At 62.0% G+C, this 20,408-nt stretch carries 23 protein-coding genes and 1 tRNA gene; 11 read left to right on the forward strand and 13 right to left on the reverse strand.

What is annotated here, in order from left to right:
* Nucleotides 1-49: 49 nt before the first annotated feature.
* Nucleotides 50-508 carry a DNA/RNA non-specific endonuclease gene (locus tag ABD719_RS16355; protein ID WP_344694435.1) on the reverse strand — a complete coding sequence of 153 codons (459 nt, stop codon included), beginning with the start codon at nucleotides 506-508 and terminating at the stop codon, nucleotides 50-52.
* 272 nt (nucleotides 509-780) lie between these two features.
* On the opposite strand from ABD719_RS16355, the gene ABD719_RS16360 reads away from it, so the two are divergent.
* Together ABD719_RS16360 and ABD719_RS16365 are read left to right on the forward strand one after the other, a co-directional pair.
* Complete coding sequence (locus ABD719_RS16360) at nucleotides 781-1,617, forward strand: PEPxxWA-CTERM sorting domain-containing protein (RefSeq protein ID WP_344694436.1); 837 nt, start codon at nucleotides 781-783, stop codon at nucleotides 1,615-1,617.
* A gap of 227 nt (nucleotides 1,618-1,844) precedes the next feature.
* On the forward strand, nucleotides 1,845-2,144 hold the full coding sequence (locus ABD719_RS16365; RefSeq protein WP_344694437.1) for a hypothetical protein: 300 nt from the start codon (nucleotides 1,845-1,847) through the stop codon (nucleotides 2,142-2,144).
* A 600-nt stretch (nucleotides 2,145-2,744) separates the two neighbouring features.
* On the opposite strand, the gene ABD719_RS16370 is transcribed toward ABD719_RS16365, so the two are convergent.
* Nucleotides 2,745-3,134: a BLUF domain-containing protein gene (locus ABD719_RS16370; RefSeq protein ID WP_344694438.1), complete on the reverse strand. Its 390-nt coding sequence runs from the start codon at nucleotides 3,132-3,134 to the stop codon at nucleotides 2,745-2,747.
* Nucleotides 3,135-3,301: 167 nt separating this feature from the next.
* Here ABD719_RS16370 and ABD719_RS16375 point away from each other — a divergent pair, with 167 nt between their 5' ends.
* Nucleotides 3,302-3,487, forward strand: a complete 186-nt coding sequence (locus ABD719_RS16375) for a hypothetical protein (protein ID WP_344694439.1) — start codon at nucleotides 3,302-3,304, stop codon at nucleotides 3,485-3,487.
* A gap of 134 nt (nucleotides 3,488-3,621) precedes the next feature.
* Here the strand turns inward: ABD719_RS16375 and ABD719_RS16380 are convergent, their stop codons facing one another.
* Nucleotides 3,622-3,876 (reverse strand): hypothetical protein, encoded by a 255-nt coding sequence (locus tag ABD719_RS16380; protein ID WP_344694440.1) that lies wholly within the window; start codon nucleotides 3,874-3,876, stop codon nucleotides 3,622-3,624.
* 163 nt (nucleotides 3,877-4,039) lie between these two features.
* Entirely contained in the window at nucleotides 4,040-4,243 is a 204-nt protein-coding gene (locus ABD719_RS16385; RefSeq protein ID WP_344694441.1) for a hypothetical protein, read from the reverse strand.
* 400 nt (nucleotides 4,244-4,643) lie between these two features.
* Between ABD719_RS16385 and ABD719_RS16390 the strand changes: the two genes are divergently transcribed.
* Nucleotides 4,644-5,621 carry a hypothetical protein gene (locus ABD719_RS16390; protein ID WP_344694442.1) on the forward strand — a complete coding sequence of 326 codons (978 nt, stop codon included), beginning with the start codon at nucleotides 4,644-4,646 and terminating at the stop codon, nucleotides 5,619-5,621.
* Nucleotides 5,622-5,984: 363 nt separating this feature from the next.
* Here the strand turns inward: ABD719_RS16390 and ABD719_RS16395 are convergent, their stop codons facing one another.
* Together ABD719_RS16395 and ABD719_RS16400 are read right to left on the reverse strand one after the other, a co-directional pair.
* Nucleotides 5,985-6,218, reverse strand: a complete 234-nt coding sequence (locus ABD719_RS16395; protein ID WP_344694443.1) for a YozE family protein — start codon at nucleotides 6,216-6,218, stop codon at nucleotides 5,985-5,987.
* Between the two features lie 187 nt (nucleotides 6,219-6,405).
* Nucleotides 6,406-6,561 (reverse strand): hypothetical protein, encoded by a 156-nt coding sequence (locus ABD719_RS16400; RefSeq protein WP_344694444.1) that lies wholly within the window; start codon nucleotides 6,559-6,561, stop codon nucleotides 6,406-6,408.
* Between ABD719_RS16400 and ABD719_RS16405 the strand changes: the two genes are divergently transcribed.
* A complete protein-coding gene (locus ABD719_RS16405) occupies nucleotides 6,555-7,031 on the forward strand; it encodes a LexA family protein (RefSeq protein WP_344694445.1) in 477 nt (158 codons plus the stop codon). The two genes, ABD719_RS16400 and ABD719_RS16405, sit on opposite strands and share 7 nt — an antisense overlap.
* Nucleotides 7,032-7,217: 186 nt before the next feature.
* Here ABD719_RS16405 and ABD719_RS16410 read toward each other — a convergent pair whose 3' ends face one another.
* The 3 genes from ABD719_RS16410 to ABD719_RS16420 form a co-directional block, all read right to left on the reverse strand.
* Nucleotides 7,218-8,087 (reverse strand): hypothetical protein, encoded by an 870-nt coding sequence (locus ABD719_RS16410; protein WP_344694446.1) that lies wholly within the window; start codon nucleotides 8,085-8,087, stop codon nucleotides 7,218-7,220.
* Between the two features lie 482 nt (nucleotides 8,088-8,569).
* The gene (locus ABD719_RS16415) at nucleotides 8,570-8,899 is read right to left on the reverse strand and encodes a hypothetical protein (protein ID WP_344694447.1); all 330 of its coding nucleotides are present in this window, start codon (nucleotides 8,897-8,899) and stop codon (nucleotides 8,570-8,572) included.
* Nucleotides 8,900-9,191: 292 nt separating this feature from the next.
* Nucleotides 9,192-9,446 carry a hypothetical protein gene (locus ABD719_RS16420; protein ID WP_344694448.1) on the reverse strand — a complete coding sequence of 85 codons (255 nt, stop codon included), beginning with the start codon at nucleotides 9,444-9,446 and terminating at the stop codon, nucleotides 9,192-9,194.
* Between the two features lie 676 nt (nucleotides 9,447-10,122).
* Here ABD719_RS16420 and ABD719_RS16425 point away from each other — a divergent pair.
* The gene (locus tag ABD719_RS16425) at nucleotides 10,123-12,891 is read left to right on the forward strand and encodes a peptidoglycan DD-metalloendopeptidase family protein (protein WP_344694449.1); all 2,769 of its coding nucleotides are present in this window, start codon (nucleotides 10,123-10,125) and stop codon (nucleotides 12,889-12,891) included.
* Between the two features lie 84 nt (nucleotides 12,892-12,975).
* Here the strand turns inward: ABD719_RS16425 and ABD719_RS16430 are convergent.
* Nucleotides 12,976-13,065, reverse strand: a tRNA-Ser gene (locus ABD719_RS16430).
* Between the two features lie 122 nt (nucleotides 13,066-13,187).
* Between ABD719_RS16430 and ABD719_RS16435 the strand changes: the two genes are divergently transcribed.
* Nucleotides 13,188-14,204, forward strand: coding sequence for a lytic murein transglycosylase (locus ABD719_RS16435; RefSeq protein WP_344694450.1), 1,017 nt, complete (start codon nucleotides 13,188-13,190; stop codon nucleotides 14,202-14,204).
* Here ABD719_RS16435 and ABD719_RS16440 read toward each other — a convergent pair.
* From ABD719_RS16440 to ABD719_RS16450, 3 genes are all read right to left on the reverse strand, one after another.
* On the reverse strand, nucleotides 14,159-14,710 hold the full coding sequence (locus ABD719_RS16440; protein ID WP_425567194.1) for a MarR family winged helix-turn-helix transcriptional regulator: 552 nt from the start codon (nucleotides 14,708-14,710) through the stop codon (nucleotides 14,159-14,161). The genes ABD719_RS16435 and ABD719_RS16440 overlap by 46 nt on opposite strands.
* Before the next feature lie 88 nt (nucleotides 14,711-14,798).
* Nucleotides 14,799-15,938: a 3-dehydroquinate synthase gene (gene aroB, locus ABD719_RS16445; protein WP_344694451.1), complete on the reverse strand. Its 1,140-nt coding sequence runs from the start codon at nucleotides 15,936-15,938 to the stop codon at nucleotides 14,799-14,801.
* Complete coding sequence (locus ABD719_RS16450) at nucleotides 15,935-16,465, reverse strand: shikimate kinase (RefSeq protein ID WP_344694452.1); 531 nt, start codon at nucleotides 16,463-16,465, stop codon at nucleotides 15,935-15,937. The genes aroB and ABD719_RS16450 overlap by 4 nt, the downstream gene beginning before the upstream one ends.
* A 101-nt stretch (nucleotides 16,466-16,566) precedes the next feature.
* Here ABD719_RS16450 and ABD719_RS16455 point away from each other — a divergent pair, with 101 nt between their 5' ends.
* The 4 genes from ABD719_RS16455 to ABD719_RS16470 are packed head-to-tail and all read left to right on the forward strand — an operon-like array spanning nucleotide 16,567 to nucleotide 20,367.
* Entirely contained in the window at nucleotides 16,567-16,701 is a 135-nt protein-coding gene (locus ABD719_RS16455) for a hypothetical protein (protein WP_274602270.1), read from the forward strand.
* The gene (locus ABD719_RS16460) at nucleotides 16,685-18,508 is read left to right on the forward strand and encodes a hypothetical protein (protein WP_344694453.1); all 1,824 of its coding nucleotides are present in this window, start codon (nucleotides 16,685-16,687) and stop codon (nucleotides 18,506-18,508) included. The genes ABD719_RS16455 and ABD719_RS16460 overlap by 17 nt, the downstream gene beginning before the upstream one ends.
* Nucleotides 18,505-19,410: a tyrosine recombinase gene (locus ABD719_RS16465; protein ID WP_344694454.1), complete on the forward strand. Its 906-nt coding sequence runs from the start codon at nucleotides 18,505-18,507 to the stop codon at nucleotides 19,408-19,410. Before ABD719_RS16460 ends, ABD719_RS16465 begins: the two co-directional genes overlap by 4 nt.
* Before the next feature lie 9 nt (nucleotides 19,411-19,419).
* On the forward strand, nucleotides 19,420-20,367 hold the full coding sequence (locus ABD719_RS16470) for an acetyl-CoA carboxylase carboxyltransferase subunit alpha (protein WP_344694455.1): 948 nt from the start codon (nucleotides 19,420-19,422) through the stop codon (nucleotides 20,365-20,367).
* The last annotated feature ends 41 nt before the right edge of the window (nucleotides 20,368-20,408 follow it).

Here is a 20,408-nt window from a genome sequence, read left to right on the forward strand (position 1 = left end):
TCTTCGGACCTATCGGCTACGTCACCCCCGCCGAAGCCGAAACCAACTACTATGCCGCACACAAGGAACTCGATATGGCGGCATGACCCAAACCGAACTGCCTCCGGGAAACCCGGGACGCTTCAGTCATGTCACCTGACGGGGCCATGTGACCACGATCGAACCCTGAGCGCACATAATCCGCCAATTCCCCTTGGTCTGAGGAGCGCAGTCGAGGATCGGCATGGAAGCGGTTGTCGCGCAGGTCATAGCTGCGCGCGGCAGCGATCGAGGCGCGGGTGAGGTGTTCGGCGACATAAAGCGGAGTTCGCGTGACGGCGGAATGCAGCACGGCAAAGCGACGGTTGCACAGTTCGGTCGTGGCACGGGCCAGCTTCTGGTTGCTGAGCGTCGGTTCGACCCCGCCGGCGGAATGGGTCGGACAACTGGTGGTTGCAAATGCAGACTGGTTGGCGACGAGCGTCATCGTTGCTGTGATGATTGCGACGGTGCGCCGGGGAGGCTTCAACGGTAGTTCTCCAGGATCATGTCCTGGCCCGTGCCCGGCGTGGGCTGAACGCTCAATGGCTGGCCCGCCATGCCCTTGCGTCGGATACGAAGTACATTGGCGCATAGCTGCACGCCTGAGATCAGCAAATCCGCCTGTCCGATCATAAGTATACAGGTCTTAACGTTAACTAAACCGCGTGCTGTTTTGGGATGGGTGCAGATAACTGACCCATTGTCGTGGATCATGAAAGTCAGGATTGGTGGTCAGGCACCATTCGGGAATATGACATCATGAACAATCTGCTGAAGATCGGCTATCTCGTCGGCGCTGTCCTTGCGGCGGCACCAGCCAGCGCCACCGACTTCACCTTCGACTTGCGCAATGACGGGATCGGCACGCCGGCCGTCGCCTGGGGCAATTCGTTCCTGTACCAAGCCACCGCGTCGAGTGGCGAGAAGCTGGATGTAATGGTGTCCGGCTGGTCCCGTCAGTTCAACGGCAGCATCAAGCAGGGCGCCGTGGCATCATGGGATCCGAACGGCCTTGGTATCTACCAGCAGGGCGAGTCGACTGCCGGCGCGCTGCATCAGATTGATAACGTCAACGGCTGGGAGTTCCTGTCCTTCCAGTTCAGCAAGGCGGTCACGCTGACGTCCGGGGTCTTCAATGCCTATACCTTGGCCAAGACCGATGCGTACGGTGCACCCATCACGAACTTGTCGGGCCAGGTGGTTTACCGCGACTACCGCGATAATGATGCGTTCCTTGGTTGGGGAAACACGGCAGCCAGCTGGAACAGCAATCTGGGTCTGCAGAACTACAATCAGGCGACGGTGTTCGGCAGCCTGTCGGGCAGCACCAATACCAGTTCGAATGGTACCGCAGCGCAGACGTTCAACCTGATGAACGCGGTGGGCAACACGTGGCTGATCGGCGCGTCGATCAACGGCCCCGACAACCTGAACGATGCCTTCAAGCTGGCCGGGCTGACCGTACAGACCGCTGGCTCGAGCGTGGTATCGCCGGTGCCGGAACCCGCGACCTGGGCGATGATGCTGGTCGGTTTCGGAATGGTCGCCGGTGCCGCGCGGTATCGGCGTCGCAGCACCAAGGTCGCCTTCGCCTAACCCTTTCGAGGCTTGGATAAAACAGGAGCCGTCGGTCTAGCGGCAGGCGGCCCCTGTTTTGCTCTGTCTGAGCAGATTATCTCACAATGACTGGAACTTAGGAGCCCTCCAAGGTCTTCTAGATCGCTCGCACGGCATCGTGCCGGCGCAATACCGCACATCGGTAGGGCTACTTAAAGTGGATCGAGCATGGCTGCTCCTCATGATCAGCACGGCTGTGCCCCCGCATGACCGACAATGTGTTGGCCCGCGAAGCCCTCGATTTGCTACGCGCAAACTCTCAGTTCGTCCGACAAATCCGAGAAGTACATGATCGCGTCATCGCCATTGAGCTGCAGTATGGCTTGACCGCAAACAGTTTGTATTCCGATCTCTCACAGGAATTCAAATCGGTTGCACCGTTGAATGGCGACGTCATCAAAAAGCGAGCCTTAAACACTCGTCTTCGAAAGGAGTTGGTCGACCATCGTGCCTACCTGACTGCGCTGCGGGCCAGAGTACGCAGGATGCAATCGCCTAATATATAACAATCACTATCGTTTTAGATGACGACGAATAAAACATGCTGTCCCATAATCGATCGAGGGGACAGCAAGGAGCGCCATTCCAAAGTGCCAGTCCGCATGGCATGCGCTTCTCATGCATGATGCAAATACTGACCCAGCCCCAGCTACGTGAATCGTCTATTTTGGAGCCGTGAGCGAGACGTGGAACTTGCCAGGCGCTATGTAAGCGGTGATTCAGTCGATGACATTGCCACAGCTTTTGGATGTTCCTCTCAAGCCATCAGGACACGCTGCAACACCCTTGGGATCATTCGCAGAAAGGTCGGCGCAAACCGGCCAGAAAACGGGAACGCCGGCTTCCTGATCGGGGATGCGTTGCGAAGCGCCATACCGCTTGCTTCCGATGGCTTGGCCGACGACCTGTTTGCAAGGCTCGATACGGCGCCACAAAGCGATAAGTAGCATTGCAAGCAGCTTGTGATGTTCGACCGCACGGAGGGCGATCAGGACCCCTGCTTCAGAGCCTGCCGCGCGTCTGTCGATCCCCCGCCAGCATCTGCATCTGCTCGCCGCTGACTGTGATCGTAGCTTGTCGTATCAGATTGGCTGGGAAAGGGCGTATCAGGCGGCGCGGTTGATGCGAGCAAACCCTTCGAAGGTTGCCTGAACATTCCGGTCGGCGTTGACGATCAGCTGCTCAACACGGGCCAGGAAGGCCTCGCTTTCCTCTCCCGGGGCACGCGCCGCCATTTCCCACTGCCCAAACTCCCGGGTTTCAACATCACGTCGCGATAGGATGACCGCTGCCCGGTGACGGGGGTCAGCCTTGATACGGGCATAGGCTGCCTCGACCTTGTCGGCAGGACCCTCCAATGCCTGCATGAACTGCTTGCCGTCACTGTAAAGCAGCCCGGTCAGGCCATCCCGTGCGTTATTCCGACGTGAGGTGCGAAGAATGTCGTCGGTGCTCGGTTTGTCGACGGTGGTGCTGATGTAGACGAGTTGAAGCATGTCGGGCCTATGGTCAGTGCGTCTGATCGGGCTACCCCGAGCCGGTTAGGAAAGGCTTAATCCGTGTTGCCTGAGGGACATAGCCGCTAAGGGCAACGAGATCGTAACTGGACGATTTACCGTAGCGATTGCCACCACTTTAACCGCAGGGCTGTCATGGCATCCCCATGCTTGGTGAAGTCATCGAAAAGGCGGCCGAACTGGCCGATAGCGGCGAGCCGACCGTCGAGCGCGCTTTGGTGCAATATGACCAGGCTGAGGGGCCGATGGGCTCGCGCGCCCGGCAGATATGGGTGTCCGTCGCGTTTCTATTCGGTCGGCAGGATCGTCTACTGAAGAGGCCGGCCGAATAAGCTAGTGCGTCAGGGCCGGCCTAGTCCATCACCCCATATCAGTTGATTGTCTTTAACGATTGACGCGGTGGGTGTGCGTCCGCTGCCAAGCAGCCCAGAAGGCACGGCGCTACGGCCACACTGCTCCACAGCGTTTAACGGGTCGGAGGTGGCTCGTTGACGCCTGATTGCGTCTCACCGTTTGCAATCTCGACGCTGTGCTTGGTCATCATCGCAAATCCGGCTCCAAAGAGGGGCACGATCGTGAAGACAGCCCAAGCAAGGGCTGCTTTACTGGACGTCAGCTTGCCCTTTCGTTTGAGCCATATCCCGAGGGCCGCAAGGAAGATCGATGCCGCCACGCAGGCAAGCAGGATACCGAGAATAGGACTGCTGGTGCCTTCACCCATCTTACCAACTCCTCTTACCTGCGCAACGCTGGGTAACTGATGGAGGTTCAATGCTTTTTAGCCTGCGACGGAAGGCAAGGTTGCGGCTGAACATGTGCCAGCTGATACCTAGCGCCATTTCATCCGTAATAGCACGAAGATCGGGACGGCGCCGATCATTTTATTACGCCGTCGTCCAGTCGCTCTCAGCGTCGTCGACGGCTGCGAACGGATCGCCATCGGCCTGCTGCTTACGAAGGTGGCCGCGCATCGCCTCCGGGTCACCGTTCTTGGAGAAGGTGCGGTCCGCGCGGGCGGCATCGGCGATACCGTCGACCCAATCACTGCGGTCGCGCTGGCTGCAGACACCCTTGGCCTGCGGCTTCATCGCTTATGCCTATACGCCGGCGGCTACCTGCGTCCTGCGCCGGTGCCCTCGTTCCAGCGCGCGTGGCGTCAGCATGGGCGGCAGTGGATTGGGTTGTATGGTCAGCGGCGGGCGGAGAACATGGGGTACACGTCAGTCAGCGTGCCGGTGCCTCGGGGCGTGCTGATGAAGGCGATTGTGGAGGTAAAGTTCGTGAGCTAAGAAATTCTTGTTCTCCACTGTTCCATCTCCGCCGGGCCCTAATGTAACGTCTACCTCAACGAATCGGGATCGGGAGGACTGGCGCTTGGAGACGAACCAACTAGCAGCGGCGCATATTAGGCTAGCCGATGCAGCTCGGCGTGGAAGCAGTGACTATACATCTGAATATGCTTAATCTCTTGAAGATACCCTTATTTCTATGTCTCGATCCGGAAGGAGAATTGGCATATTTCAATGCGGTGCTTCGCCTGAAGCCGAAGACTCAATCAAAATTTCTCTTTTAATGAATGAATTTGTATCTTTCGAGATGCCGGACGGAGATGGATCAGGTAGTTTTGTGATACCCGGACCTAATAGTCCTATTTTTAGCGATGGTGAAGTTAAGGTGACAATACCTAACTCCGAAGTTGAAAAGATGCATTTTTCTTTAAATAACAAAAAAGTGAACCCCGGCTTTTTTATGCCCGGGGGAGATAAAGTAGACCGTCTATTAATCGAATTAGCCTCTCTGATAGCGCAAGGACGGCTGCTAGTGTCCCCGTCCCGCATGGTAATGTATGACAGTGGAGAGAGAACGAATAAGGGCGGGGTTCATTGGAAAGCCTTGCCGGCCGCCCGCAATACTCCCGCAGATGCGTGGATTGTCTCGGGTGAAGATCGAGCACCCGCTGATACGCTCGTCACTGACGCCGCCTTTCGCCGTTCTTTCAATCCCACGCATGCTCAAGCGCTATCAGATGAAATTTCATTACCATTTATAAAGGGCGTTTCATTCTCAGATTTTTCTAAAATTCTGGATGATGAGAGCGATTTGCTAATCGAGTTTAGACAAGGGCTCGACACCCTAACCGAACTATCTTTGACTGATAAAAAATCTGCTCAAGCCTGTCTCAACGAAACGGTCGAGCCTAAGATCGCAAAGATCAATAGATCATTTAATCGTATAGCCGGCAGCTCTAATATTAAGATTGCTGGGGCAGCGGTTGCGACGGCAGGTTTGGCTCTAACCTCTTATCTAAGCGGCGGCATGGGGGCTGCAATCCTAGCAGCTGCGGGAGGGGCAGGCGCAGTTTCAGTTTTAAAAGAAATAGCGGAAAAAAGGGATGAATTAGCGGCTCTAAAGGATGACCCCCTTTATATTCTATGGCGGCTAGGTCAGGCGATAAAGAAGCCATGATTTTTGCTGCTAGCGAACGAGCGACCGCAACACTCGATGTTCGCCCGATCGCAACCCATGTTTCCACGCGTTACGATCGCCCTTCAATACGCTCGCGTTTTGCGCTGCCGTAGATGCAGCGAAGTAGGTTGGACGGCCATTAGCTGAACACGTCGTAGTGACGTCGGCATCAGTGAATCGTAACCTCGTTTATGATCCGGTTGAGGCAGTTGGTCAAACTGACCCACGCGTCTGCCGTCGCCTGCTGGTCGAGGGAAGCGGCTCGCAGGCCATCTAACGTCGATTGCCATGCTTCGCACGCGCAGCCGCCATGGAAGGCGACCAGAGCGACCAGAGCGAACGCTACCTCCATGTTTCGGCCCGTTAAAACGACATCCAATCGTTCTCAGCGTCGTCCAGAGCGGCGAAGGCGTCGCCATCGGCCTGTTGCTTGCGAAGGTAGGCGCGCACGGCTTCGGGATCTCCCTTCTTCGGGAACGTCCGATCGGCACGGGCAGCGTCGGCGATGCCATCGACCCAATCCCCGCGATCACGCTGGGTCAGAAGCCACCGCCCGAATGGCAGCTGCGCGTCGGATTGGTCGTCGTGATCGGTCATGTCGGGCCCTTCGTTTCAACGATCGTACTCATGGCATCCCACTTTCGTTCTTGCAATGTTCTTGCGAATCAATCCGGGATCGGCCTAGCTATGCCTGCGCCGCCCCGCGGTGATCGACATCGCTGGAGGACCAAATGCAGCATGACCTACAACTGCGCGCGGCTGCCCGTGCCATCTACGAGAACGTCTATCCCTCCGAGGAATGGCACCGATAGGTTTCGACGATGCCGAGCGGTACGGTACCGTCCATTACCGACAGGCGGTCGGCGCCGCGCAGGATGCCCGCGCCGTACTGGCTGCGCCGCATCAGCAACTGCCGCTCCCAGCGATCCTGTGATGACACGCTCCGGTAGGCCCCGCCTCAGCATCGTGTCGTCACGCCGCGCCGTACCCGCGCTGACCCTCCACGACGTACCGTTCGAACTGGTGCCACGCGAGGTGCCGTTCTTCCTCTGCGACACGCCGGCTGGCTTTCCATCGCCAGCTCAGGACGACATGCAGGAGCCGATCGATCTCGGCGCCTGGCTCGTCGAGCATCCGGCAGCAAGCTACATCATGCGGGTCGATGGCCGGTCGATGTCCGGGGTGGGAATCAACGATGGTGACTTGATCGTCGTCAACCGTGCCAAGGAGCCGCGGGCGGGGATGATCGTGGTGGCGCTGGTTCACGGTGATCGCACCCTGAAGCGCCTGCGCTATGTCGACGGCCGGCACTGGCTGGTCCCGGAAGCGGAAGGCTTCACCGATATTCTCGTCGACGAGCACGTGCAGATCTGGGGCGTGGTGGTGGGCGTCGCTCGCAAGATGGCATGACCGCGCCGATCGCGCTGATCGACTGCAATAACTACTATGTGTCGTGCGAACGCGCGTTCGACACCAGCCTCGTCGGGACAATCAGCCCGCGCCGAATTGGCCAAGCCTAACTTCGAAGCAGACAGGGAACCGCCTACAATTAATCCGGGCGGTGTTGGGGTCCCTCAGAACCTAATTACTCTCCGATTATTTCTGTCGGTCGCCCTGTGTCTGAACGATCAAGGGCAATGAGTTTACTGGAAGCGTGGCTTTAAGATTACTATCTAAATCTTTGGTAGGTAAAACTGGTGGAACAGGTACCGGAGCTGGAGGCACGACGGCCGGTGGCACCGGTGGCTTAACAACGGGGCCTGCTGGTGCTTTGACGTCTTCCGTCTTAAGTTCCGGCGTCAAAACCGAAATAGGTTTGAAATCTGCCCTTTCAATCGCTTCAGTTACTTCCGTTTCAATAGATAGCGGAAGACAGATACTCAGATATCCATGGACAGCCTGAAGCGCAGCAACTCGCGTAGTAAACGCAGTTTTTGATATTTGATCTTTGTAAACTGCTTGCTGCTTATAAACTATCTTTTTGACCGTCGCAGGCGGTAGATCGAACAAAAGACCTTTTCCTAAGTTATTAACGGTTTGGTCTACTAATGTAATGCCCAGCGGTGTCAGGCCGATAAGTTGCTTACTTGCTTTAACTAACGCCAAAGCCGCGGCTGAAGCCGCTCCAATATACCCCAGTTGGCGGCTCGTACCTTCACGCGCTCGATTAGCCCAAAAAATAGCGTCGAGATAGGCGAGACATCGATTATCAACATAGTAAATCCCCGCATCAACAACCGGGCGCCAATCTTCTTTCCCACCAATTTGTGCAGGAGTGTATACGCTCTTTGTATCGATACTGGTCTCCGTTCCTTCTGCAATGTTGGCAAACCCTCTCACCGTCGAAGCGCTTTCGGTTCCGAAATTCGTTAACCGGTACGCTTCAACAGCCGGCGTGTTTGCCCCAATCGCCTTATACTTTTCCGGACCAGCAATGCATCCGGTTAAAGTGGCGGTCAAGGCCATCGCTGATAGTCCATGGATAGTATTCATAGATTCGCGCCCCCGCCAAAATGTCATTTATAGCATAAGATGGCTAATTGCTTTGGCAAGACATTTCCTTATGGTCGATCTTGTTAACATTTGTTGCATTTAGGCGGGTAGGATTACCCTAGTCATACATAAAGTGTCGCGTAAATGACAAATGCACCACGGCTAAAAATTCAATATAGTAAACATTACAGTGATTTACCGGGGTCAATCTTACCAAAATGTAGAACTGATGCCGTCTGTTGGCGCGTAGCAAAATTATGAATTTCATCATACTGCCAGTGCGATCTTCAAATAATGACGAGCGACGGCGGTGACAGCGAGGCAGGATGGCCCATGCTCCCGAACGTTGGTGCACAAATCGGAATAGAGTGACCGCGGCCGACGCAGACCCCGATAAAGAAAAGGCCCCCGATCAGATGACCGGGGGCCGAAGACGTTGAAAGCGCGATGCAAGGTCAGCCGAAATCGCTGCCCTTATCAAATAGTGCGAGATCCGCAGGACCCGGTTCTTCCGCCGGCGGGAATGTGCCTTTTAGAAGATCCTTTCGCTCTGCGACGGAAATCGGGATGAAAACCATGCCGGGAAAGGCTGTCTGGCCAGCGCCATAGGTGATCTGATGAATTGCTTTGAGCGGCGCGACGCCATCTTCCTGGACTACAGGATCTGGCAGCGCGCCCAACGGCGACCAGTTGATCATTCCATCGGTCAACCTCTTCCGGTCGATCTCAGCTGTGCGATTGCCAGTTGCTCGGGCGGCTTCCTTCAATGCGGTTGCTGCGGCCATGATGCTGTTCTCCGGGTTGTTGTCGGTGCCGCAGCTAATAACACATCTTCAGCAGTGCTCCGAATTACAGGAGACCATCGAAGTCACCGCCGTCCAGCTGTGATTGCTGCCAAGAAGCGATTTCCGTCGATAGCCAAAACCGACGCGTTGGACTGTCGCGGTAAGGGTATGACTTGGGAAACGATCCCGAGCGGATCTTTCAATAAATCTCGCTCTTGGAGATGCCGCAAGCCTCGATGACGCGGCGGAGGCTGAGAAATTCAACTCGCGGCATATGATCTCCATTTTTCTATCAGGCGATCATCGCTCGCTCGGCAATCCGATTGAACAAGCCCACGTGCACGCTGGTGAATGTTCCGCCAGTCACCATTTCCCGAATTACTGCGCCTAAGGTTCCCGGAAACTGTTGCTCATTCATCGCCTGACACAATGCATCTGCTAACCGCCGCCCAGTGGCGCAGTCATCGGCGTAGTCTCCGGTCGCAGGCGCTGCCGCCATATTCGCGATCGTTTCCCGAACGGTGTTCTGCGTGATTTCTTGGATCATGAGCTTTGGGTCCTGCTGAATAGGAAGCCCGGCCGCCTTGTTTGCCATTGGTGGCCGGATGACGATGGGCGGCAATATCGTGCAGCAGACACGACGAGTCAGAGACTCCCCATCGTCACCCGACCAAAGTCACCGCTTGCGCGGATTGGTTGATCTCGTGACCTGCTACCCGGATTGCCGTCCGCGGCGACTCCTTATCTGAGTCGGTAGCATCTTTTACCTACTAATATTGAGGAATAACAAGTTAAAAATTCACTGACGCCCAACATTCAACTTAACAGGTTAAATGCAGGGCAAAGTTGAATTTAAGATACTGCGCCTTTGTTCCCTTGAAATTGGGTTGAACAACGATGGCGTGTTAAATGAATCACTCCGACAAGGAGTGGAGATATCATGGCCCGCCCATTAACGCTCGATCAGATCCGAGACATCATTAAGCTACATCCATCTGCTTTCGCCGCTCTTGCAGGCAAAAAGTCGATCGGTGTTGACGACATCGCGCATGCCGTTTCAGTGATGGCTGTCGATCCGGCGGTGTCGCGAACGGTCGTCGCGATGACCACAGGTAGGCCATCGGCAGAGGTTGCAGGCGGGTTCGCAACTTGGGTCACTGCTGGATTGTCGATCCGTGACACGCTGAAGGCGCACTCTCAGGAAGACATCGGAGTACTCTTCTATGAGGCACTTGCACCTGAAGGAAGCCGGCGACGAGGCGGAACGGCTGCGCGGGTTTATGGGGCTGCTGGCCGCATCCGCCGACGGCAGCAGTTATGGTGTCACGAAGCTGAACGCCGCGTCCGAGGCGCTGGACCGATACGGGCTGTCGGCGGCCGATGCGGTCGCGGTCGTGAAGACGTTCGTGAACGAAGGCATCGACCAGTCGCGACTGGAGGAGTTCGGCCGGACAGCGCAGGATCTCAGCGAGGTGCTGGGCATCAAGGTGACGGATGCCGCGAAGCAGGTCGCTGACGCGTTCACCGGCGGCTACGATGCGGTCCAGAAACTGGACGACGCCACGAACTTCCTGACGGCGACGCAGCGGGACAACATCAAGTCGCTGTTCGACCAGGGCAGGGCCGCCGAGGCGCGGAATGAGGCGCTGCGGATATTCAGCGACCGGCAGGAAGATGCCGCGAACAAGATGCGCGGGCCGTGGGCGGACGCCACCCGGTCGTTGAGCGGCGCGTGGCAGGACTTCCTGAACGTGCTGTCGGATACCGCGCCGATCAAGGTATCAGCAGGACTGCTGGCCGGTCTCGCGAAGGCGGCATCGCAGGCGCTGCGGGAAATCGACGGCGTCACCACCGCTGCCGACATCAGCGCGCAGATCGCCAACGCGCAGACGGTCATCAACAACCTGGAGCGGGGCCGGCGGAACAACCCGGCACTGGCGCCGACGATCGATCGCGACCTGGCTGATCGTCGCGTGCAGTTGGCCGCGCTGCAAAAAAAGTACGAGACGCTGACCCGCGCGCAGAACACGAACGCGAAGGGCGACACGGTCGCCAATCGCCCGCAACTGGAGGCCAAGCAGTCGGCCGACCTGCGTGCCGTGGCCGAGTCGGCGAAGACCGAGAAGACGGCAGCGGAGGCGGCCGCAGCGGCGCGGCGTGAGGCGACCGAATACGTCGAGAAGAATTTCAAGTTCGCCAGCGACGCCGCGAAACAGGCGTACATCACCCAGAAAGCCGAGGAGGCGCGGACGGCTGCACTGAAGAAGGCCGCCGACGAACGCAAGCGCGAGGCGAATGAGGCCAAGCGACTGGCCGACGAGCAGAAGCGCGAACGGGAGCGGCTGGCCAAGCAGACAGTGTTTCAGGCACCGGTCGACGGTCGGATTTCGTCCGGGTTCGGTGCGCGGGCCGCTCCGAAGGAGGGTGCGTCGGCGTTCCACCGCGGTATCGATTTCGCCGTGCCGGTGGGCACCCCCGTCAAGGCGCCGGCGAACGGCGTGGTGGTCGAGACGGGCTATGACTCGAAGCTGGGGAAGTTCGTCTACGTCGACCACGGCAAGGGCGTGATTTCGAAGTTCGGCCACCTGTCGGACAACAACGTCGTGAAGGAAGGCCAGCAGGTCAACGCCGGGCAGCTGATCGGCCGCAGCGGGAACACCGGTAATTCGACCGGCGCGCACCTGCACTACACGGTGACGGTGAACGGGAAGCCGGTCGACCCGACGAAGGGGCTGTTCCCGGCTGACGGGAAGTCGCGGTTCCAGGTCGACCAGGCTGACGCGATCGGGAATTACGACGACGCGCAGCAGAAGCTGGCCGAGAAGCGCGACGCGTATCTGGCAAAGGTGGACGCCACCAGCGAGAAGACCGAGCAGGATACGGTGCAGCTGCAGGAGCAGGTGAACCTGTCCGGCGCGCTGCTGCTGGCAGCTCAGCGCCGCGCCGCGATCGAAGACGCCGTGCTGCGCGAGCAGGAGGCGGCACGGCAGGCGGGTGTCGATCCCGAGGATGCCGGGCTGAAGCTGCGGCTGGAGAAGCTGAAAGAGGTCACCGGCGCGTATTTCGACGCGCAACATGCGAAGGATGCGTTCGAGGCCGGTCGCGCGGCGGTCGACAACCCGGTGAACGATCTGACTGCCCAGCGTGACGCGCTGCGGGAGCAGGTGACGTTCTTCCGGGACAACGGGCTGGACGCGCAGGCGAACGACCTGTTGCCGCTGCTGGGGCAGGTGAACGGCGAGTTGCAGGTCGCGATCGACCGGGCGACGGCGTTCTACCGGTCGCTGTCGCCGGGCGACAACCCGCTGGGACTGACGGCCGGGCAGATCGACGCGATCATCCGGAAGCTGGACATCGCGAAACAGTCGTCGGTGGAGTGGGGAACGGTGCTCAATCTGAATGCTGAGCAGATCGCACAGGCGTTTCAGAGCACGTTGGTCTCGGCCGTGGATCAGTTCCTGAAAGCCGTTTCGGACGGGAAGAACGCGTTCGGCGCGTTGAAGGACGCGTTCCTGGATTTCGCAGGCAACTTCCTGCGGCTGATCGCCCAGATGATCCTGCAGCAGATCGCGTTCAATATCGCAAAGTGTGTTTTGGCCGCATTCGGTGTTGCGGTGCCTGCTCCAATATCCGTCGGTACCAACCACTCAGGCGGCTTGCCAGGCATCCAGCGCAGCGGCACGCGGAACATCTCGCCCGAGGTATTCGCCGCGGCGGCCCGGTATCACACCGGCGGTATTGCGGGGCTGAAGCCTAACGAGGTGCCGATCATTGCGGAGCAGGGTGAGGAGATCCTGACCCGCAGCGACCCGCGTCACCGATGGAACGGCGGACTGGCCGGGGGCGGTGGTGCTGCGCCGCAGATCAAGGTCGTGAACGCGATCGATGCCGGCGATTTCGTGTCGAAGGGTCTCGACACAGGCGTGGGCGGGAAGGCGATCATGAACTTCATCCGGGCGAACAGCGGCGCCGTGAAGCAGGCGCTGGGGTGATTCGGATGATGGAAAAATAAGTTAGGGCAGAGGTTAGGGTAGATCCTAATCCGGCCCAAAAAAATCAGCAAAATCAATGATTTCTGGCGGAAGAGGTGGGATTCGAACCCACGGAACGGTTGCCCGCTCGCCGGTTTTCAAGACCGGTTCCTTAAACCACTCGGACACTCTTCCCGGATCGATCGCCGGCAGGGACGATGGATGCGAGCCCTTCGATAGCGTCCGCGCCGATCCGTGCAACCCCAACGACGGTCGGGACTTGCCGATCGGACGATAGCCCGCGACAAGCCGCAGCCATGTCGTTCACAAAATCGGTGCTGGTCGCCGCCGCCCTTGCCGTCACCACGCCCGCCGTCGCACAGGACGATCCGTTCCAGTCCTATCTGGCCGGTGTCCGGGCCCGCGCGGTGGCGCAGGGCGTGGCGGGCGCGACGGTCGACCGCGAATTCGCCGGACTGACCCTCAATCCCCGGGTCGTCGAACTCGATCGCGGTCAGCCGGGCAATGTCCTGAGCACCAGCTTCTCGCCATTCGCGCCCTACCGTGTCCAGCATGTCGATGCGGCGCGGATCGGGCGCGGGCGCAGCGTCTATCAGGCGCAGCGGCCCCGGCTGACGGCGATCGAGGCGCAGACCGGGGTGCCCGAATCGATCATGGTCGCGATCTGGGGGCATGAGACGAACTATGGCGCCTATACCGGCAATTTCGATCTCGTCCGGTCGCTGGCCAGCCTGGCGTTTGACGGGCGGCGTCGCTCGCTGTTCGAGGGGGAACTGATCGCCGCGCTGACGATGATCGATCGCGGTACGCCGCGGTCGCAGTTAAAGGGCAGCTGGGCTGGCGCGACCGGCAATCCCCAATTCCTGCCCTCTATCTATCTACGCGTCGCGCGGGACGGCGATGGCGACGGCCGCGCCGACATCTGGAACAGCCAGCCCGACACGCTCGCCTCGATCGCGAACTATTTCACCGACGCGGGCTGGCGGCGTGGCCAGCCTTGGGGAGTAGCCGTGTCGGTACCGGCGGGGTTCGATCGCGCGGCGATCCGCAACACGCTGGTCAGCCCCCGCTGCCCGCGCGTATTCCAGCGCCACAGCGGCTGGCGGAGCATGGCGGAATGGCGCGCGCTGGGGCTGGTGCCGCAGGGTGGCGTCTGGCCGGCGGACAGCGTGCAGGCGACACTGATGGAGCCGGACGGGGAGGGGGCGACCGCCTATCTCCTGACCGGCAATTACCGCGTCATCCTGGATTACAATTGCTCGAACTTCTACGCGTTGTCGGTCGGGCTGCTGGCGGATGCCATCGCCGGGTAACGAGGGCCGCCGCCGCCGATGCCATGCAGCCGGGAAAAATGCCCGCGCGCTTCTTCGCCCATCAGATTTTGCATCACCATCCAGAACCCGGCGACCGCCGGGCCGCCTGCTGCGGCATAGGCTTGCGCCATGTTGTGCCGCATGTCCGCAAACAGCGCCATTTCCAGCTCCGCCCCCGCGTCGGTGAGGGTCAGCAATCGCTGGCGGCGGTCGCGATCGCCCGGCCGCTGGCTGAGCAGGTCCTTGTCGGTCAACTGTCTGGCAACGCGGGCAAACGATTGCTTAGCAATGCCCAAAATTGCCAGCAGTTCGCCGACCGTCATCTCCGGACGGCGCGCCACGAAATAGAGGACGCGGTGATGGGCCCGGCCCAGACCCCAGCGCGACAGTTCCTCGTCTGCCTTGCGGAGGTGGCGGCTGTGAGCGAACAGCATCAGGTCCATGCCGCCACGGATGGCGTCTTCGCGCAGGAACAGATCGGCGGGGGGAGGGATCAGCGTGGTCACATGCTGACACTAACTCAGATCGAGTTAAAAATTCCAGTGCCTGTTATTTGTTCCAGCCGATAGGCTGCACATCTGCCCCATTTTGGAACTATTTTGGTTCTTTGTCCAAAAACTGTTGGATATCAACAAGATCAACGGTCCGGTCGAGATAGGTCGCGCCGATGCCCCGGACGAGGAGAAACGGCAGCGTTCCCGCCGCCATTTTTTTATCGTGCCGCATATGTGCCACTAATTGCACACCGTCTGCCGTGATGCCGCTGGCCGCGAGTCCATCGGGCAGGCCGATGTCATGAAAATGGGCAGAGACTCGGTCCGAATCGGCGACAGGGCACAGACCGCGAGCCACCGAGTAGCGAAAGGCCAGGCATATTCCTGCGGCCACACCCTCGCCATGGATCAGGCGGCCATCGAACCCGGCCTCCGCCTCCAGCGCATGACCGAATGTATGGCCCAGATTGAGCAGGGCGCGGATGCCGCCCGTCTCATGCTCGTCGGCCGCGACGATCCGCGCCTTGGCGCTAACGGCATGGGTGATCGCATGGAGCCGTGCCGCCGGATCGCCGGCCAGCAGCGACGCCCCGTTCTCCTCGCACCATGCGAAGAAATTCGCATCGTCGATCAGGCCGTACTTCACGACCTCCGCATAGCCGGCCCGCAATTCGCGGGGGGGAAGCGTGTCGAGGACGGTCGGGTCGATCAATACCAGTGCGGGCTGATGGAAGGCCCCGATCAGGTTCTTGCCGGCGGCGGTGTTGATCGCGGTCTTGCCGCCGACCGACGAATCGACCTGTGCCAGCAGGGTGGTGGGAATCTGCACGAAGCCGCAGCCACGCTTGAGGATGGCGCAGGCGAAGCCGACCAGATCGCCGATCACTCCGCCACCGAGCGCGACGACATGATCGCCGCGTTCCACCCCCAGCCGCAACAGCCAGTCGCATACCCGCTCCAGCGTCGACCAGCTCTTGGTCGCCTCTCCCGCCGGCAGGACCAATGCCTCGGTGGCGACGCCGGCCGCCGATAATCCGTCGGCCAGCGTCGCCAGATGCGTCCCGAGATGCTCGTCGGTGACGATCGCCATCGTGCGACCCCGGGCCAGCGGCGCCAGGTGATCGGCAGCGCGTGCCAGCACGCCATTTTCGATCACGATCGGATAACGCCGCGTGCCCAGTTCGACCATCACCGTGCGGGGGGCCAGCGCGACATCGACGGTATCGGTGGAAAGGGTCATCGTCCGATCGCTTTCAGGATCGCCGCGACGGTCGCCTCATGGGGACCGCGCTGGCTGGAGATATGGATGTGGGCCTGCGCGTAGAACGGATCGCGCTGTTCGGCGAGATCGGCGAGCACGCGGCGCGGATCGCGCCCGCGGAGCAGGGGGCGGGTATCGCGCCGCTTGACCCGCTCTGCCAGCACGTCGGGATGCGCGTTCAGCCAGATCGCGGTCGATTGCGCGAGGATCAGGGCGCGCGTCTCGTCGTTCACGAACGCGCCGCCGCCGGTGGCGATCACCTTGGGCGTGCCGTCCATCAGGCGGGCGATCACCCGGCGCTCGCCGTCCCGGAAATAAGGTTCGCCATATTCGGCGAAAATCTCCGTGATCGACATGTCGGCGGCCGATTCGATCTCATGATCGGCATCGGCGAACGGTACCGCCAGCCGCACCGCCAGCCGGCGACCGACCGTGGATTTGCCGACGCCCATCAACCCGACGAGCACGATCGGCCTGCCGGTCCAGGGGGAGTGGCTTTGCATCATCGTTGGCCGCGCTATACAGCCGGGACGCGTCCACGCAAAAGCGCGTGTTGCAGCCATATCTTTATCTATCCGCCTGTTCGCGTCCGTACCGAGGTTTGCCCATGTCCCGCCTGATCGTATCCATCGCCGTCATCCTCGTCGTGGTGGTGGGCGGGTTGTTCCTGCTGGCTGGCCGCAGCGGCGAGCGGCCGGTCACCCAGGTCGAAAAGCAGGTCGTGCTTGCGAACCTCCAGTAAGGCGCTGGCCGCCGTCCTGCTGGCCGCGACCGCGGTAGCGGTGACGGCGCAGGACCGCCCCGAATCGATCCTGCCCCCCGGTTTCGGCGATCCGGCACCACCGCCGCGCCCTGCGGCGACGCGAGCCGCCCCGCCACGTGGCGGGGCCACGCCGCGCGGTACGCCGCCGACGCCCGTCCCACGCGCGACGACGACCGCACCCGCACCCGCGTCGACGCCGGCCCTTCCGGCGAGCGACCCCGACGGCGCCGTGGTGCAGCCGCTGCCGCTCGATACGCCGTCGCCGAGCCCGACCGCCAGCCCCACCCCGGTCGACCGGGCGACGCTGGCCGCATACGAGATGCCGCTGTTCGCCCGTCGATCGCTGACCCGTGTCGGCGCAACGGACGAGGTCGCGGCGGACGCATTCGGTGATGCCGATGGCGGCTATCTGGAGGCGCTGATGCGGCGCACCGCCGCGCCGCTGCCGTCCCGCTGGCTGTCGATCCTGCTGCGACGCACGCTGACGGCCGAGCTGGATACGCCTGCGGGGCTGAACGGCGCGGACTACGCCGCGGAGCGGGCGTGGCTGTTGCTGCGCATGGGCGAATCGGTGGCGGCCCAGGCGCTGGTGCAACGGGTCGACAATGCCGACTACACCGCCAAGCTCTATCAGGTCGCGCTCAACGCGATGCTGGCGACGGGCGATCCGGCCGGTCTGTGCCCGCTCGCCGATGCCGGTTTCGCCGGGACACGCGAGGGCGCCTGGGCGCTGGCCCAGCCGATCTGTGCGGCGCTGGCCGGCAATGGCCGTGCGGCGCGCGCCGGGCTGGCCGCGGTCCGCCGCCGTCGCTTCGCCAGCGATATCGATCTGCGGCTGGCGCAGAAGGTGATCGGTGCCGGCGGGCAGGGGCGGCAGGCCGTCACGATCGAATGGGACATGGTCGACCGGCTGACGATCTGGCGATTCGGTCTGGCCGCCGCCACCGGGGCGGCGATGCCCGACGCACTGATCGCTGCCGCCGGTCCGCAGGTGACGGGCTGGCGCGCGCTGTTGCCGATGCTGTCGCCCGCCGACCGGCTGGCCGCGGCGGAGGCGGCGGCGGCGCAGGGCGTATTGTCCAACGTCGCGCTGGTCGATCTGTATGGCGTACTGGCCGCGGACGACGATAGCGCCTCCACGGCAAAGGCGGCCGCCGAGGATCTGCGCACCGCCTATGCCGATGCCGACGCTGCCGTCCGGATGGCGGCACTGCGGCGGCTATGGGGTGACGAGCCGAATTATGCGCGCCTGGTCCTCACCGCACGCGCGGCCGTGCGCCAGCCGGTGCGCGGCGGGGTGGAGGGGGTCGACCGGCTCGTCGCGGCGATGCTGGCGGCCGGGCTCGATCGCAGTGCCGCGCGCTGGGCCGGCATGGCCCCGGCGGGCAGCGACGCATGGGCGATGATCGCACTCGCCGATCCCGATGCGCGCCGCCGGTTCGGCGCGGGCGACGTGCAGGGATATGGCGGCGGCGACGTGAAGCGGCGGTTGTTCTTCGCCGGACTGGCAGGGCTGGGGCGGATCGCCACCGCCGACGTCACGCCGCTGGCGCAGGAACTGGGGGTGCCGATCGGTACCGGGGACAGCTGGACCCGCGCGCTCGACCGGGCCGTGGGCGATGGCCAGCCCGGTACGGTCGCGCTGCTCGCGGCGACGGGTATGCAGACGGCCGGGTGGCGCGGCGTGCCGCCCGCCGCGCTCTATCGCATCGTCGCGGCACTGCGCGCGGTCGGGCTGGAGGGCGAGGCGCGGATGATCGCGGCCGAGGCGATCGCGCGCGCGTGACCGGCCCTTCCGACCGCGCGCTGATCGACCGATTCCTCGAAATGATGGCGGCGGAGGCGGGGGCCGCGGCGAACACGATTGCCGCCTATCGCAGCGACCTGTCGCTCGCCTCGACGGTACTAGACGGTGGCCTGGCGGGGGCGGGGGCGGATGCGCTGGCCCGACTGGCCGACGAGTGGCGCGCGCTCGCCACTCCTACCGTCGCGCGCAAGTCGGCGGCATTGCGGCGGTTCTTCGCCTTTCTGCACGACGAGGGGCATCGTGCCGACGATCCGGGCGTGGCGCTGCCCCGGCCCGGCGCCACCCGGCCGCTGCCCAAGGCGCTGAGCCATGCCGATGTCGACCGGCTGTTTGCGGTTATCGCCGAGCGGGTGGCGGCCGCGAACCCGGTCGCCGCCGACCTGCGGCTCGCCGCGCTGGTCGAACTGCTTTACGGATCGGGACTGCGCGCGACCGAGCTCGTCTCGCTGCCGCGCAATGCGGTGGCACCCGACCGGCCTTATCTGATTGTGCGGGGCAAGGGGGACAAGGAACGCCTCGTCCCGCTATCCGATCGCGCGCGGGCGGCAGTGGCGGCGTGGCGGGTGAATGTGCCGGCGGAGCGGGCCTATCTGTTTCCATCGGGCCGCGGCCACCTGACCCGCATCCGCCTGTATCAGCTCATCAAGGCGCTGGCGGCCGATGCCGGCATCCCGCCCGACCGGGTCAGCCCGCATGTGCTGCGCCATGCCTTCGCCACCCATCTGCTGGCGGGGGGCGCGGATTTGCGGGCGCTGCAGACGATGCTGGGCCATGCCGACATCGCGACGACCGAAATCTACACGCATGTCGACGCGTCGCGACTGGTCGAACTGGTGACGACGCGGCATCCGCTCGTTGACCTTCCCGGCCGCCGGTCCTAACCGCCGCCGATGCCAAGTTTCCTCGACTTCGAGAAGCCGATCGCCGAATTGCAGGGGCGGATCGACGAACTGCGCGAAACCGCTGCCAACGGCGATGTCGATATCGCCGCCGATGTGCAGCGGCTTCAGGCCAAATCCGACAAGCTGTTGCGCGATACCTTCGCCAAGCTGACGCCGTGGCAGAAGACGCAGGTCGCCCGCCATCCGGAACGTCCGCATTTCCGCGATTATGTCGCCGGGCTGTTCGATGAATGGCTGCCGCTGGCCGGGGACCGGGCCTTCGCCGACGATCAGGCGATCCTCGGCGGGTTCGCGACTTTCCGCGGTCGCAAGATTCTGGTGATCGGCCACGAAAAGGGCGACGACACTGCCAGCCGGCTTCGCCACAATTTCGGGATGGGCAAGCCGGAGGGGTATCGCAAGGCGATCCGCCTGGTCGAACTGGCCGACCGATTCGGCCTGCCGGTGGTGACGCTGGTCGATACGTCCGGCGCGTTCCCCGGTATCCAGGCGGAGGAGCGCGGTCAGGCCGAGGCGATCGCGCGGTCGACGGAGGCGTGTCTGGCGGCCGGCGTCCCCGTGATCGCGGCGGTGGTGGGCGAGGGTGGCTCTGGCGGCGCGATCGCGCTGGCGGCGGGCAACCGGGTCATCATGTTCGAACATGCGGTCTATTCGGTCATCAGCCCGGAGGGCTGCGCCTCGATCCTGTGGCGCACCGCCGACCGGGCGCCCGACGCGGCGGAGGCAATGCGGGTGACCGCGCAGGACCTGAAATCGCTGGGGGTGATCGACACGATCGTCCCCGAGCCGCTGGGCGGCGCGCACCGCGTGCCCGTGACCGCGATCGCCGCGCTGGGCGATGCGATCGAGGTGGCGCTAGCCGACCTGACGCCGCTGTCCGCGCAGCAACTGCGCAGCGAACGCCGTGCCAAGTTCCTGAAGATGGGTCGGCTCTAGAAACATCGTCCCGGACATGACAGGGGCGGCGAACCCGAAAG

It is taken from the genome of Sphingomonas cynarae, assembly GCF_039537815.1.
In the GTDB taxonomy this organism is placed as follows: Bacteria; Pseudomonadota; Alphaproteobacteria; order Sphingomonadales; family Sphingomonadaceae; genus Sphingomonas; species Sphingomonas cynarae.